The sequence below is a fragment of the Okibacterium sp. AC114 genome, assembly GCF_979253355.1.
Map to the genome: position 1 here is coordinate 1048409 of NZ_CEEDBR010000001.1, position 14382 is coordinate 1062790.

At 68.1% G+C, this 14382-nt stretch carries 15 protein-coding genes, 1 pseudogene and 1 riboswitch; of the genes and pseudogenes, 4 read left to right on the top strand and 12 right to left on the bottom strand.

The features are described from left to right. Window positions 1–18 precede the first annotated feature (18 nt). Both ACZ6IE_RS05095 and ACZ6IE_RS05100 read left to right on the top strand, forming a co-directional pair. Window positions 19–309, top strand: a complete 291-nt coding sequence (locus ACZ6IE_RS05095; RefSeq protein WP_464607057.1) for a HigA family addiction module antitoxin — start codon at window positions 19–21, stop codon at window positions 307–309. A gap of 419 nt (window positions 310–728) precedes the next feature. Continuing rightward, window positions 729–821, top strand: a pseudogene (locus tag ACZ6IE_RS05100) (DUF933 domain-containing protein); the annotation flags it as partial. A gap of 45 nt (window positions 822–866) precedes the next feature. Here ACZ6IE_RS05100 and ACZ6IE_RS05105 read toward each other — a convergent pair. The 4 genes from ACZ6IE_RS05105 to ACZ6IE_RS05120 form a co-directional block, all read right to left on the bottom strand. Continuing rightward, a complete protein-coding gene (locus tag ACZ6IE_RS05105; RefSeq protein ID WP_464607058.1) occupies window positions 867–1634 on the bottom strand; it encodes an SCO1664 family protein in 768 nt (255 codons plus the stop codon). After that, window positions 1634–2194, bottom strand: coding sequence for a DUF3090 domain-containing protein (locus tag ACZ6IE_RS05110; protein WP_464607059.1), 561 nt, complete (start codon window positions 2192–2194; stop codon window positions 1634–1636). The genes ACZ6IE_RS05105 and ACZ6IE_RS05110 overlap by 1 nt, the downstream gene beginning before the upstream one ends. Window positions 2195–2203: 9 nt before the next feature. Next, window positions 2204–2911, bottom strand: coding sequence for a histidine phosphatase family protein (locus ACZ6IE_RS05115; RefSeq protein WP_464607060.1), 708 nt, complete (start codon window positions 2909–2911; stop codon window positions 2204–2206). 189 nt (window positions 2912–3100) lie between these two features. Further along, entirely contained in the window at window positions 3101–3682 is a 582-nt protein-coding gene (locus tag ACZ6IE_RS05120) for an ASCH domain-containing protein (RefSeq protein WP_464607061.1), read from the bottom strand. Window positions 3683–3873: 191 nt separating this feature from the next. On the opposite strand from ACZ6IE_RS05120, the gene ACZ6IE_RS05125 reads away from it, so the two are divergent. Next, a complete protein-coding gene (locus tag ACZ6IE_RS05125) occupies window positions 3874–4206 on the top strand; it encodes a hypothetical protein (RefSeq protein ID WP_464607062.1) in 333 nt (110 codons plus the stop codon). 279 nt (window positions 4207–4485) lie between these two features. On the opposite strand, the gene ACZ6IE_RS05130 is transcribed toward ACZ6IE_RS05125, so the two are convergent. The 8 genes from ACZ6IE_RS05130 to ACZ6IE_RS05165 form a co-directional block, all read right to left on the bottom strand. Continuing rightward, window positions 4486–5019 carry a tetratricopeptide repeat protein gene (locus ACZ6IE_RS05130; protein ID WP_464607063.1) on the bottom strand — a complete coding sequence of 178 codons (534 nt, stop codon included), beginning with the start codon at window positions 5017–5019 and terminating at the stop codon, window positions 4486–4488. A 426-nt stretch (window positions 5020–5445) separates the two neighbouring features. Then, window positions 5446–5583, bottom strand: a complete 138-nt coding sequence (locus tag ACZ6IE_RS05135; protein WP_179100206.1) for a hypothetical protein — start codon at window positions 5581–5583, stop codon at window positions 5446–5448. A 51-nt stretch (window positions 5584–5634) separates the two neighbouring features. Next, the gene (locus ACZ6IE_RS05140; RefSeq protein WP_464607064.1) at window positions 5635–6375 is read right to left on the bottom strand and encodes a hypothetical protein; all 741 of its coding nucleotides are present in this window, start codon (window positions 6373–6375) and stop codon (window positions 5635–5637) included. A 51-nt stretch (window positions 6376–6426) separates the two neighbouring features. Further along, entirely contained in the window at window positions 6427–7575 is a 1149-nt protein-coding gene (locus ACZ6IE_RS05145) for a cysteine desulfurase family protein (protein ID WP_464607065.1), read from the bottom strand. 2 nt (window positions 7576–7577) lie between these two features. Continuing rightward, window positions 7578–8444 (bottom strand): carboxylating nicotinate-nucleotide diphosphorylase, encoded by an 867-nt coding sequence (gene nadC, locus ACZ6IE_RS05150; protein WP_464607066.1) that lies wholly within the window; start codon window positions 8442–8444, stop codon window positions 7578–7580. Then, entirely contained in the window at window positions 8438–10390 is a 1953-nt protein-coding gene (locus tag ACZ6IE_RS05155) for an L-aspartate oxidase (protein ID WP_464607067.1), read from the bottom strand. Before ACZ6IE_RS05155 ends, nadC begins: the two co-directional genes overlap by 7 nt. 2 nt (window positions 10391–10392) lie before the next feature. After that, complete coding sequence (gene nadA / locus ACZ6IE_RS05160; RefSeq protein WP_464607068.1) at window positions 10393–11763, bottom strand: quinolinate synthase NadA; 1371 nt, start codon at window positions 11761–11763, stop codon at window positions 10393–10395. Continuing rightward, complete coding sequence (locus ACZ6IE_RS05165; protein ID WP_464607069.1) at window positions 11760–12596, bottom strand: NUDIX hydrolase; 837 nt, start codon at window positions 12594–12596, stop codon at window positions 11760–11762. Before ACZ6IE_RS05165 ends, nadA begins: the two co-directional genes overlap by 4 nt. A 192-nt stretch (window positions 12597–12788) precedes the next feature. Next, window positions 12789–12876: riboswitch (glycine riboswitch) on the top strand. A 221-nt stretch (window positions 12877–13097) separates the two neighbouring features. On the opposite strand from ACZ6IE_RS05165, the gene gcvT reads away from it, so the two are divergent. Continuing rightward, the gene (gcvT, locus tag ACZ6IE_RS05170; RefSeq protein WP_464607070.1) at window positions 13098–14381 is read left to right on the top strand and encodes a glycine cleavage system aminomethyltransferase GcvT; all 1284 of its coding nucleotides are present in this window, start codon (window positions 13098–13100) and stop codon (window positions 14379–14381) included. The last annotated feature ends 1 nt before the right edge of the window (window position 14382 follow it).

Below are 14382 nucleotides of genomic sequence, written 5' to 3' on the forward strand. Positions count from 1 at the left end.
CACCAGAAGGAGAGAAAGATGAGCACCGCGATTCATCCCGGGGAGATCCTCCTTGAGGAGTTCATAATCCCACTGGGTACGACGCAGAACGCTCTTGCCGTTGCGATCAATGTTCCGCCCCGTCGCATCAATGAGATTGCCCACGGTAAGCGGGGCATCTCAGCGGACACAGCACTGCGCCTGTCGCGCGCGCTGGGCACGACGCCGGAGTTTTGGCTCAACTTGCAGAGCCACTTCGATCTCGTCGTGGCGAAGGAACGTCTTGAAGGCCTAGATAAGATCAACCTGCTTCCGCAGGTGGCTGCCTAACTTTTTGACTTCGACGAATCGCCCTCACACTCGCTTGTTGGCGGGGAACGATGAGCCGCCCGTGCGTCGTCAACGGCTGCCTCGGGCCCCGGCGGGCCCCTGCGGACCCGCGAAGGCGCTCCGTGGCATTCTCGCTGAATCAGAGGCCGCTTTCTCGGCTACATTGACCGTAGTTAACGGATTTTGGGGGAACCATGGACACATATTTCGGCGGGTTGAGTTTGCTGTGGATAGCAGGCTGGACAGCTCTGTTCTTCTGGATCCTGTTTCTCGTGGTTCGAGCGGCTGTTCGCCGTGCGCTCGGGGACCACTACAAGACAGTGCGGTGGTACGAGAAGACGGGGGAATGGTCTTCCTACTCGACGAAGCAGGGGCCTCCGCGGCCTTTCGATGAATAGACCATAGCCCCACGATTCGGCGCCGAGGCCCGATCCAAGGGCAAGGCCCGCATGGAAGGCAAGGACTACACCATGCAGGATGGCGACGTGGTGGAGTTCCGCTTCAACGTTTAGCGGCCGAGCGTTCGACGCTCGCGCCGGCAAGCGAGACGAGCCACGTCAGAACAGCGGCCAAGGAACCGCCGGCATCCCACCGAGGGGAGCGGGGAAGCGCCCTGCCGAGCGCACCGCGGAGCACCGAGCGGCGAGCGCGTCGATTTCTGGGGCGCTGAGCAGGGCCGCGAGTTCGTCCCCGAGGGCCCCCTGTAACCCTTCGCTGATGCGATCGACGCCTTCGAGCTCGTCGGCGGTGAGAGCGTCTCCGAGCCATCCCCAGAGAACCGTGCGCAACTTGTAGTCGCGGTGGAAGGTCAGGCCGTGATCGACGCCGTGCCGGTGGCCGTCCGGCAGGGCAAGGATGTGGTCGCCCTTGCGGTCGGCGTTGTTGACCACCAGGTCGAACACGGCCATGCGCCGCAGCGCCGCGGTGTCTTCATGAACGAGGATGACCGGCTGGTCGTCCTCGTCGACCCCTTCCAAAACGCGCTTCCAGCCGAACTCGGGCTCCTGCTCAGCCCCGATGAGGTCGACGGCTGTGTGCTCGGCATCCGTTTCCTGCCAGAGCTGAACCATGCCTTCGCCGTGGGGGCCGTCGCGCAGCCAGGTGTGCGGCACGACATCCCAGCCGAGGGCCTGCGAGACCCGGTAGGCGGCCACCTCCCGGTGCGCCAGGCAGCCGTCAGGGAAGTCCCAGAGCGGACTCTCCCCGGCTATCGGCTTGTAGACGACGCTCACATCGCCGATGCTCCCGAGGAACGTCGCGTTGGACGCCGTCCTGATGCGACCGACGATCCTCAGCTCGGTGGTCATCAGGTCTGTCGTCGACATCAGTCCTCGGGAAGCGTGCAGATGTGACCGTCGGGGTCTACCGGGTAGCCGCATATCGGGCACGCCGGGCGCCCGGCTCCCACGATTTCCCTGGTGCGCCTGGCGAATGCACGGGCGGTGCCCACAGGCATCCGCAGCATGAGCATTTCGGCGTCGGCATTGTTGTCCTCGGCAGGCAGCTGGAAGGCGTCCTCAGAATCCACACCGTCGTCAGCGAGAGAGTAGGCCTCGATGACGACCTGGGCAGTCGTCGGGTCCCAACCGAGGTTGATGGCGCCGGTACGGAAGTGCTCGTCGACGGGATCGAGCTGATCGTTGTCGACGAGCTCCGGGGGAGTGCCAGAGGGCACGCTGAACGGGTTGCCCTCGACCGTGATGAGCTGGTCGAGGATCTCGTCGATCATCTGCGCGAGCAGGGCCGACTGCTGCTTCTCGAGGGCGATGCACATCAGCCTCGTTCCTGAGCGCACCTGCAGGTAGAAGGTGCGGGCCCCGGGAGGGCCGACGGTGCCGATGACGGCTCGGTCGGGCCAATCGAACTCGTGAACACGTAGAGGCATGTCAGTAGCCTAAGCGTCTCTCGTCGACGGCGCGCCGTGCCCGGGGCCACCACCGACCGGTGAGTCGCCGGAGCGGATGCCCTTCGCCAGCCACGACAGGTCGCCCGCCTCTGTGTTGGTCGCGTGGACGCTCGGCCGACCGGCGCCGTAGCGCACGATTGATACGGATGCCGGGCCCACGTTGATGCGCTGGAACAGGTCGAGGTGCATACCGAGCGCGTCGGCGAGAATCGATTTGATGATGTCGCCGTGGCTGACCGCGACCCAGACGGCCTCGGGCCCGTGCTCGGCTTCTACGGCTGCATCGTGTCGGCGGATGGCTGCCACCGACCGGGCCTGCATCGCGGCCATGGATTCACCACCGGGAAAGGTGACCGCGGATGGTTGCGATTGCACCACCGGCCACAGGTCCTCGGTCGCGAGCTCGGAGAGCGTGCGGCCCTGCCACTGCCCGTAGTCGCACTCGGTGAGATCGGGATCAACCGACGTGTGCGGTGTGCCCGCCTGGCGGTCGATGATGTACTCGGCAGTCTGCTGACAACGCTCGAGAGGGCTTGCCACCACCGCGACCAGTGGAACGGCCGCGAGCCGCTCTCCGGTCAGAGCGGCTTGGTCGCGGCCGATCTGGTCGAGACCGACGCCCGCGGCCCTCCCGGCCAGAATCCCAGCGGCATTTGCTGTGGTGCGGCCGTGCCGCACGAGAAGAACCGTTGCCATCCGGCAAGCCTAACCACCTCGGGTGACGGCGCCGCGTCGGCCACCTAGACCACCCTCGCACTGGGGTGTTGGCCGAGGGGCGGCGGGCCGCCACAATGATGATGATTAGACGCAGCGCTCCCTCTCAGCCGCCCCCGGTGAGAGGGAGCGCTTTTTTGTGCGCGGGAGCGTGAGCGCGGTGGGCGCGCTCTAGTCGGCGAACTCTGGCGGCCAGACCACGCGGAAGCGTTCGAGGACGATCTCGTCGTCTTCTGACCACTCGACACCGCGGGCCGCGCACGTGCGCTCCCAGTAGCGGCGGTGTTCGCGGCGCCAGCTGGCGAGGGTGCGGTCGTCTTCGCCCTCGTCGTAGGCGAACGCCTCGTCGACCTCGTCGAAGGTAACGAGGCGCAGTTCGGTGCTGCGCATGATGATGGCGGGATGCCCGCGGCCGTCGCACGCGATCCAGTGCGAGCCGATGCGCGGCAGCTGGTCGCCGTCGGCGTGGTAGGCGGTCGCGAGTTCGGCGGTGGCGCGTTTCGCTCCGTGAGTGACCTCGCGCAGCAGGGCGTCGGCGAGGCGCGGGGAATCGCCGAACGACTCCACCGTGTAGTCGGGGGCGACGCGCACGACATCCGGGTGGGCTGCCGCATAGTCGGCCCAGAAGGCGTCAGCGGCGGCGCGGTCCGGGGCGGGGAGGGGCGCGTCAGTGGGCGTCGCGGTGGGAGGAGTGGCCTCGAGAGAGCCCTCGTTGGCGGGCGTTGCGGATGGGGTGGTGTCGGCGGGCGTCATTGCGCGGCATCCATTCGTCGTGTGCGGGTGTGACCGAAACAGGCCAGCCTTCCAGCTTAGCTAACGCGGAGCTCGACCAGGGAAGCTGTCAGGAGAGCAGGCGAGCGAGCCCGCCGCCAGCTGTCAATCCTCTCGCGTGAGTTCGACTCGCTGTTTACGGTGGCTATTCGACGATGGAGGAGGTTCGGCACATGCACGCCGACGCACGACAGAACGATCCGACCCTGGTGCGTAACCAGAACGCGCTGCGGCGGGGGCGACGGCGGCAGTGGCTCGTTCCCGGCGGACTGTTGGCGCTCGTGGTCGTCGTCTTGCTGGTGTTGGCGCTCGACATCCAGGTGTCGGTTCCGGCGGCGGCGATCGGGGTGACGGTTGCGCTCTACCTCGGGATGCTCGTCGTGGCGGGCACGGTGAAGAGCGTCGGGCTACGGAACAAGATCCTGGCAGCACTGATGGCCGCGATCGCCGTCGTGGGGTTGGGGTCGTTCCTGCTGCTCATCCTGGTCGAACGGGTCACGCTCTGAGGCGGTCGGCGGTCGGCGGGCGGCGATCGGCGGGCGTTAATGGCGAAGTCCCCGTGGCCTCGGGCCGACGGGGACTTGCTGGGTGTGGTGTAGCTGACCGGGAGAGCGAATCATCCCGTCTCAACTGAGATCAACGATAGGAATCAGAGGTTGCAGGCGGCTGGGGAGCAACTTATAGCTGTCCAAACGTTGCGTGAACGCGGGGTAAGCGGCGGCTGCGAAAGTTCTGCGGGGGCCGCGCGACACGCCTGAAACGGTGGCGGCGGGCGGATGCGCGAGCTAGGCGCTGCGCGGCGGCTCGAGTGTCGCGGCGTAGTTCGTGACCGAGCGTGTGTAGAGCGGCAGCGTCGGCGCGACCGCCGCCAGCAGCTGGGCGAGGGCCTCGGTCGGGTGGCCGGCGTCGTGCAGCGAGAGCGCGAGGAAGGCGGCCGGCGCGATGCCCACGATGTCGGTGACGGCGGGGTCGGAGAGGTCGAGCGTGCCGAGGAGCGCGACCGAATCATCCAGGCGGCCGACGTTGCGATAGGTGCTGGCCAACTGCACGACGGCTTGCGGGTAGCGCGCGGCGTCGAGCCCCGAGGCGAGCGCCGACTCATAGAGGGGGATCGCGTCATCTTCTTGCCCGAGCGCATCGTGAACCGAGGCCAGCTCATAGAGCGCAGCGGATGCCGTGGCGCCCACCGACTTGTCGACGATCACTTGCATCTCGTCGACCAGGTCGTCGCCGCGCGTCTCGTCGAAGTCCCGCCAGAACGCGTCGACCCGCTCGTCGAATTCGGAGGTCGGGGCAGTCGGTGTGGCGGAGGAGGTCATGAGGCTTCCGGGCGAGAGGGGCGGGGCGAGCGCGAGGAGGGAGAGGTGCAGGCGGCGGTCGCGAGAACGGGTCGCCTTGCGCTCTGCAGCGGGTGCTTCTAGGTTAGTCCGATGGTTGCAACGATGGGGTACCTCATATCCGCCGGAGTTCTCGGCCTGACCGTGGTCTTGGTGGCCGTATGGTTCACGGTCACGGTGAAACGCTGCAAGAGTGATCGTGGGGTATCGACGCGGTCGGTTTCGGGCAACGCGTCTCGGCCGCATTCGGGCAACGACGCTTAGGCGGAACCGAGGCATCAGGGCGCCGAAGATCCCCGCTCCCGAAGCGGTGACGCCGCGTCGGCTTCGCCACATCTGACACTCGCGAACAACGAAGAGGCCCACCCCGCGCTCGCAGTGGTGGGCCTCTTCGTCAGTGAGCGAAACTCAGACCGAGGGGGCAGGGCCGTCGGTGGGCTCGGCCTCGGGCAGCCAGTCGCTCTTCTCCTCGGGGGCGAGCTCGAGCTCCTCTTCGAGGTCGTGGTCGGCGTCTTTCGGGTTGTGGTGTTCCGGTGCATCAGTCATGGTTCCACCGTAGCGACGGCTCAGACGTGCGAAAAGGGGTTGCCAGCGGATTCACTCGCCCGCGCTGAGGCGCTGCCGCCACGGCTCGACCTGGGCCAGAGTCGTCGCGAGCTGCGGCTCCGTCTTCACGTAGGAGTGAAGCGTCGTCGCGTGGAACGGGCTCATCTTGAGGTCGATGAGCACGCCGTTCTCCGCCGGGTTCTCGGGGTTGCGTGTCTCGATGATGATCCACACCGTGCGGGGGCTCGCGGTGGTGGCGACACGTCCGACGCTGTCCCAGCGCAGCGCGAGGTCGGGGCGCAGCGGGGTGGGGTCTCCGAAGATGCCGATGCCGTGGGGGCCGACCATGAGGACGGCATGTGATCGCATGCGGTAGTGGGCGGCTCGAAGCATCCTCACGTTTGCCCGGGTGTGTTTGGGGACGTCGACCTCGATGAGCAGGGCATCCGAGAAATGCTCACGCAGCAGCCGCCACCGTCGCGCCGCTCGCACCTGGTCGATGTAGAGGACGACGATGATCAGCACGACGAGGATCGAGGTGATCAGCAACGACACCTCGAACGGAAGCGGCGTGCGTCCGCGATTTTCCGCCCGGCGACTGGACACGAAAGACGCGACGAGGGCGACCGGCACGATGAGGGGGATGCCGAGCAGATACAGGTTGACGAGACGCCACCGATGAATCGGCAGTGCAGTCAGGGCAGGGCCCGTTGGTGCCACGGGCGGAAGCGGGATCAGCGGGTCAGCGGATGTGGAAAAGGTCTCGTATCGGTTGTTCCAACTGTCCGTCATGGGCTCAGGTTATCGGCCCCGTGTGCCGCGCTCGATGGGCAGCGGTGCCCGTCAGGCCGAGCCGAGGCCTGAGACCGTCGCGACCGATGCGGTGAGGGCGGTGGCGACATCCGCCATCTCTTCGTCGGTAGTGGTGCTCGCGAGGCTGAAGCGAACGGCGGTCTGGGCGATGGCCGGGTCGATGCCGATTGCTGTCAGCACATGTGAGGGTTCGTCGCTTCCGGCGGCGCAGGCCGAACCACTGGATGACACGACGCCGCGTTGTTCCAGTTCGAGAAGCACGGCCTCGCCCGAGGTTCCGGGGAAGCAGAAAGATGCGATGGTCGGCAGGCGCCGGGTGGGGTGGCCCGTCAGCAGGGCGCCCGGCACCTGGCGCAGGACCTCGGCGATGAAGCGGTCGCGCACGGCGGTGACACGAGCGGATGCTGAGACCCGCTCGTTTTCGGCGGCCCGCACCGCTGCCGCCATGCCCACGGCTCCCGCCACGTTCTCGGTTCCGCTGCGCCAGCCGCGCTCCTGGCCGCCGCCGTGCAGAACGGGTTCGACGCCCACGCGGGCGCGCACGTAGGCGGCGCCGATGCCCTTGGGGGCACCCAGTTTGTGGCCCGAGACGCTCAGTGCGTCGACACCGAGCAAGGCGACGTCGAGGTCGAGCCATCCGGCGGCCTGCACCGCGTCGGTGTGGAAAGCTGCCCCGATGCCGTGCGCGACCTGAGCGAGACTCGCGACATCCTGCACCGTGCCGATCTCGTTGTTGGCCAGCATGATGCTTACGAGCGTGGTGTCGTCGCGCAGCACCGCGGCGAGGGCCTCGGGCGTGACGAGGCCCGTCTCATCGGTGTCGACGTAGGTGACGTGGGCGTCGTGGAAGCGCTCGAGGTAGTGCAGGGATTCGAGCACGGCCTCATGTTCGATGCGCGTCGACACGATGTGCGCGCCCCGCGGCTGACGGGCGAGGACGATGCCCTTGACCGCGAGGTTGTCCGCCTCGGTGCCGCCCGACGTGAAGACGACCTCACTTGCGCGCACACCCCACCAGTCGGCCACCGTGCGGCGGGCGTCGGACAGCGCGGATGCGGCGCGCTCGCCGACCGTGTGATGGCTCGACGGGTTGCCGAACTCTGCCGTCAGGAACGGCCACATCGCTTCGAGCACATCGCGCCGCACGGGCGTGGTGGCGGCGTTGTCGAGGTAGAGCATGGTCAGGATGCCGAGGCCACGTGCAGTTCGACATCCAACCCGAGGTCGAGCGATCGCACGCTGTGGGTGAGTGCGCCCGACGAGATGACATCGACGCCCGTTTCGGCGATCGCGCGCACGGTGTCGAGGGTGACGTTGCCGCTCGCCTCGACGATGGCGCGGCCGGCGATCATGCGCACGCCTTCGCGCAGGTCGTCGAGCGTGAAGTTGTCGAGCATGATCGTGTCGACGCCCGCCGCGAGCACGGGTTCGATCTGGTCGAGACGGTCGACCTCCACCTCGATGTGCGTGGTGTGCGGCAGGCGGTCCCGCACGCCGGCGAGCGCTTCGGTGAGGCCGGTTCCGTCGGCCGTGAGCACGGCGAGGTGGTTGTCCTTCGCCATGACCGCGTCCGACAGTGAGAACCGGTGGTTGTGGCCGCCGCCCGAGCGCACGGCGTGGCGTTCGAAGGCGCGCAGGCCGGGCGTCGTCTTCCGCGTGTCGACGATGCGGGCACCTGTGCCGCGGATGGCGTCGGCGAACCGCGCCGCCAGGGTGGCGATGCCGCTCATCCGCTGGGTGAAGTTCAGGCCGATCCGTTCGGCCTGCAACACGCCGCGCGCGGGGCCGTGAACGCGGGCGAGCGTGTCTCCGGGCTCGAACCGATCGCCGTCGGCCGCCAAGAGGGTCACGGTGGCGGCCGGATCGGTCAGGCGGAACGCGGCCTCGAACACGGCACCGCCCGAGAACACGCCCGGCTCGCGCGCGACGAGGGCGGCGGTCGCGGTGGCGCTCGCCGGGATGAGCGCCTCGGAGGTGAGGTCGCCGAAGGGCGCATCCTCGTCGAGGGCCAGGAGAACGACGCGGTCGATGGTGCGGGCGGTCAGCATGCTGAGGTCTTTTCTGTGTCGGAGGTATCGCGCGGATCAGCTAGCACCCGTGCCGTGGACTGATCGATCTGATCGATCCGGGTCGCGGCCGCTACCGACGCATCGAGGGCCGTCGGGGTCTCGGTCTCTTGATCGCTGGGCTTGGTCAGGGCCGGTTCGCCGGAAAGCGCCGTCGAAACGAAAGATGTGCCGAGCACCGAGGTGGAGGTCGAAGGCCGCGCGGCCGACACGAAGGGTCGCGCCAGCCCGGGCCGTGTCTCGGGGATGTCGCTCCGGGAATGCGCCCCTCGCGACTCGGTGCGAGCGAGCGCCGCAGCGACCGTGAGCCGCGCCAGGTCGAGCAGGTTGCGATCTTCGACACTGCGTCGGTCGAGGGCGGCGGGTGCGATCATCCGATCGAGGTCTGTGGATGCCGCGAGCAAACCGGCTTCGTCGCGCAACAGTCCTACCTGCTCCCACATGATCCGTTGCAGCGCGGCCCGGTCGAAGGGCGCGGACTCACCGGCGGCACTGACATTCGCAGCGGATGTTCGCAGAGAGGCCACGGATGCCGAGGCGGGTTCGCCCAACATCCGCCCCGCCCGCATGCCGAAGACCGCCCCTTCGAGCAACGAGTTGGAGGCGAGGCGGTTGGCCCCGTGCACACCCGTGCGGGCGGCCTCACCGACAGCCCAAAGCCCGGGCACGTTCGTGCGCCCGTCGAGGTCGGTGACGATTCCGCCCATCGAGTAGTGCGCGGCCGGCGTGATCGGCAACGGCTGCCGCGCCCAGTCGAGGCCGAGCGCGCGGGTGGCGCGGTCGATGCCGGGGAAGCGTCGGGCGAGGAATTCGGCGCCCAGGGCGGTCGCGTCGAGCAGAACCGGTGCGCCACCCTGCCGGGCCATCTGGGCGGCGATCGCTCGGGCCACGATGTCGCGGGGTGCCAGCTCGGCGTCGTCGTGCACGCGCGTCATGAACCGGTCGCCGTCCGCGCCGAGCAGGACGGCGCCTTCGCCGCGCACAGCTTCAGAGATGAGGAAATTTCCTGGCGCATCGAGCGTCGTCGGATGGAATTGCACGAACTCCAGGTCGGCAACCTCGGCCCCTGCGCGCCACGCCGCGGCCACGCCGTCGCCCGTCGCGACACCGGGGTTGGTTGTGTGGGCGAACAGTTGACCGGCCCCACCCGTCGCAATCACGACGTCGTCGGCCGCGACGAACTCGAGCAAACCGCCATCACGATCTGGTTCTGCCGACTCGCGCAGGATCGAGACCCCGGCGACCCGGGCAACGCGCGAGTCCGCCGCAGAACGCGAGTCCGCCATAGAACGCGAGTCCACGACGACATCCACGAGCACGGCGTTCTCGATGACGCGGATCCCGGCCGCACGCACCGCCGCCACCAGTGCCCGCTCGATCTCGGCACCCGTCTGGTCGCCGCCGGCGTGCAGCACGCGGGCTACCGAGTGCGCAGCCTCGAGCCCGCGGGCATACGTTTCCTCACGATTGCTGCTGACATGTTTGCTGCTGGCACGGTCGGTGCTGGCACGGTCGGTGCTGGCAAGGTCGCTGACGCCGCGGTCGCTGCTGCCGTGATCCGCGGTGTCGCGATCGAACCTGACGCCCCAGCCGATGAGCGCGTCGATCGCACCCGCGCCTTCACCGGTCAAGACATCGACGGCTGCGGCATCCGCGAGACCGGCCCCCGCTCGCAACGTGTCGGAAGCATGCGCGGCCGCCGAATCATCCGGGAACCACGCCGCGGCGATGCCACCCTGCGCGTACCGCGTGTTCGACTCGTCGATCGCGCCCTTGGTGACGATCGTGACGTTCGGCCGCGCGGGCTCGGGCCCCGACACGGCGCTCAGGGCGGTCACGAGCCCGGCGATACCCGACCCGACCACGAGAACCTCTCGTCGCCGCTCGCCCGCCGTGCCTCCGGCGAACCCGCGCTCTCCACCGCCCACGATCAGCCCCGGTTCGCCACGTCCGCGGCAGCACCCGCACCACCAGCACCATCGACAGCGCCGCCCCCACCCGCAACGGGAGGCTTCGCCGCCAACATCCGCTCGAGCGCCACACGCGCCGGCACGGCCACATCATCCGACACCGTGATCTGGTTGATGACCTGCCCGTCGAGTAGCCCATCGAGCACCCACGCCATGTAACCCGGGTGGATGCGATACATCGTGCTGCACGGGCACACCACGCTGTCGAGGCAGAAGATGGTGTGTTGCGGATACTCGGCCGCGAGCCGCTGCACGAGGTTGATCTCGGTGCCGATGGCGAACGTGCTGCCGGCGGGGGCCGCCGCGATGGCCTTGGTGATGTAGTCGGTCGAGCCGTACTCGTCGGCCGCGTCGACGACGGGCATGGGGCATTCGGGGTGCACGATCACGCGCACATCGGGGTAGTCGGCGCGCGCCTGATCGATCTGAGCCACCGTGAAACGCTTGTGCACCGAGCAGAAGCCGTGCCACAGCAGCACCTGCGCGTCGAGCACCTCGTCGGCCGTGTTGCCGCCGAGGGGACGATTCGGGTTCCACATGGGCATGCGCGACAGCGGAACGCCCATGGCCTTGGCGGTGTTGCGCCCGAGGTGCTGGTCGGGGAAGAACAGCACGCGCTTGCCGCGCTCGAACGCCCACTCGAGCACCGTCTCGGCGTTGGACGACGTGCACACGATGCCGCCGTTGCGCCCACAAAAACCTTTGAGCGCGGCCGACGAGTTCATATAGGTGACCGGGATGACCTGAGCCCGACCATCTTCGTCGACCTCCTCGCCGTACAGCTCCATCAGCTGCTCCCAGCACTCCTCGACCTGGTCGATGTTCGCCATATCGGCCATCGAGCAGCCGGCCGCGAGGTTCGGCAGGATGACGGCCTGGTTCTCCTGCGAGAGCAGGTCGGCGGTCTCGGCCATGAAGTGCACGCCGCAGAAGACGATGGCCTCGGCATCCTGTCGCGCCTTGGCGGCGTTGGCGAGCTGGAACGAATCGCCCACATAGTCCGCATATTGGATGACTTCGTCCCGCTGGTAGAAGTGCCCGAGGATCACGAGTTTGTCGCCCAGCAACTGTTTGGCGCGCATGATGCGCGCGTGCAGTTCGGCGGGCGAGGCGTCGCGGTAGACCTGCGGCAGCTGGCCCTGGCGCGGCGTGTTCACGGGTATGACGTCACCCATCGACGCGCCGGGGCCGTAGGAGGGCGCGCCGCCGTCGAAATTCCAGGGCGCCTGCACGAGGTCGGGTGTGCAGGTGGCGCCGTCCTGCGCGCCCTTCTCGATGAGCTGGATGGTGTAGTCGACCGAGGCGGCGAGTGTTGACGCTGGGGTGTTCACGAGGCATCTCCGGGTTCGAGCGGCGGAACACCCGGGCGGGTCTCCGTGGGGGAAAGAGAGAGGGCAGGGGAGGGTGGCGAGGACGGCGACGACGGCGAGGCGGGCCTGGGCTGCGCGCGTGGGGAAAGCTTCGCGGCGGAGGAGTCGTCATCCACACCCGAGGCGGTCGGCGTGAACGTCGGCGGCGGCGCATACCGATACAGCCGTGGCGGCCGATGCCGCGTGCCCGTGAGCCGATGCTCGGTGGCCACGATGGTGCCGGACGACTCGAGCTGCCGCCGGAAGTTCGCCGGGTCGAGCGCTTTGCCGAGCACGGCTTCATACACCTCGCGCAGCTGAGCAATCGTGAAGGTCTCTCCGACAAAAGCGTGCGCGATGCGGCTATATCCCATTTTGTTGCGCAGCCGCCACAGGGCGTATTCGACGATCTCGTTGTGGTCGAACGCCAGCTCGGGCAGCCGGTCTGCCGCAAACCAGCGCACGTTCTCGCTTTCGGCGGCGCGTTCGGCCTCGTCGTTCTTGACGAGAGCCCAGTAGACGATCGACACGACGCGCGGCCCGGGGGAGCGGTCGGGGTCGCCGAAAGCATAGAGCTGCTCGAGGTATTGCGGCGTCAGCCCCGTGGTCTCGGCCAGCGTGCGGCTCGCGGATGTCTCGAGCGGCTCGCTTTTCTGCAACGGCCCGCCCGGCAATGCCCACAGCCCCAGATAGGGCTCGCGAATGCGACGGACCAGGGGAATCCACACGCCCGCGACCCCCGTCTCGGGATCGGGCCGGAGCGCACAGATCACGGTCGACACGGCCAGCGTGACGGCATCGTCGTCAGGGCACATGCGGGCTCCAGTCGGGTGGTGTAGCTCGAGCATCCGAGTAAAAGTCACCGTGACCCGAACTCGCTGGAGCCATCTTATAGTCAGGATGACTCAAACCGGAAACGCACCGTATTTCGAGGACGTTTCAAAACCCCCGCTCATGCCACGCAGCCACCCGCTAGGCTGAGAGCCGTCAATTGAATAGTGGGCCGCACACGCGATGCGGGAGAGCTCGGTTCGCCGAGCACCGAAGGAGCAAGCCTCCCCGCCAATCTCTCAGGTTCTGTACCGCATCGAACTGGCCACTCTGAAAAGCAGGACGCGCGACGCGCCCGCGAATTCGTCACGGATTCGCCTCGGTGTCGCCGCACGAGCCTCGCCCACGGTGAAAGCACGACCACGAGTTGGTCGCGCGAAGCTCTCAGGCCCATGACAGAGGGGGAGTTCCCAGCCCGCACACGCGTGTGGGCAGAACGCGCACCCGTGCGCCGTGCCACTGCATGCAGTGAATGGAGAACTCCGATGTCCCACGACAACAACCCCGCCGCTCAGCCCACGGGCGAACGCACCGACGTCGGCAATGTGCCCGACGCTGTGCCCACGGCCGTGCCGATCGACGAGTTGGCCGCTCAAGACGCGCACGCCGACGGCATCCGCTACAGCCCGCTGCACGCCGTGCACGAGGCGCTCGGCGCGAGCTTCACCGACTTCGCCGGCTGGCAGATGCCCGTGCGCTACTCGAGCGACCTCGCCGAGCACCATGCCGTGCGCACGGCCGCCGGCCTCTTCGACCTGTCGCACATGGGCGAGATCCTGGTCCTCGGCCCCGAGGCCGGAGAAGCCCTCGACTACGCCCTCGCCGGCACGCTGTCCCGCATCGCCGTCGGCCAGGCCAAATACTCGCTTCTCCTCGCGCGCCACGGCGGGGTCATCGACGACCTCATCGTCTACCGCACGGGCGAAGACCGCTACCTCGTCGTCGCCAACGCTTCCAACGCGCACCGTGTGGCCGGCGAACTCCAGTCGCGCACGGCCCCGTTCGACGTCGAGACCTTCGACGAGTCCGAGCAGATGGCCCTCGTCGCCGTGCAGGGCCCCAAGTCACTCGAGATCCTGAGCGTCACGCAGGGCCTCGCGATCGACGGCGGCGACCGCGACGGCCGCGACTCGCTCGACGTCCTGGGCGAGCTGCGCTACTACCGTTCCGTCGCTGGCACCTTCGACCAGCACCCCGTGCTCATCGCGCGCACGGGTTACACGGGCGAAGACGGTTTCGAGATCTATGTCGCCCCGGATGTCGCCCCCGCCCTCTGGCAGGCGCTCACCGACGCGGGCACCCCGCTCGGCCTCGTTCCCGCGGGTCTCGCCAGCCGCGACACCCTGCGCCTTGAAGCCGGCATGCCCCTCTACGGCCACGAGCTCGGCGAGGGCGCGTTCCCCGCGCAGGCCGGCCTCGGTCGCGTCGTCGACCTCTCGAAGCCCGGCGACTTCGTCGGACGCGCCGCCAGCGAAGAGGGCCCGGATGCCGAGGCTCATGTCCTCGTCGGGCTCGTCGCCGAGGGGCGCCGTGCCCCGCGTGCCGGCTACTCCGTGTTCGCCGCGACCGAGAATGGCGCCGAACCCACCGAACCCGTGGGCGAGATCACGTCGGGCGCCCTGTCGCCGACGCTCGGACATCCCATCGCCATGGCCTACGTGGCCCCCCGATCGGCCCGCACCGGCACGCAACTCGCCGTCGACGTGCGCGGCACCCGCATTCCCGTCACCGTCACCGACCTGCCCTTTTACTCACGGAAGAAGAACTGAC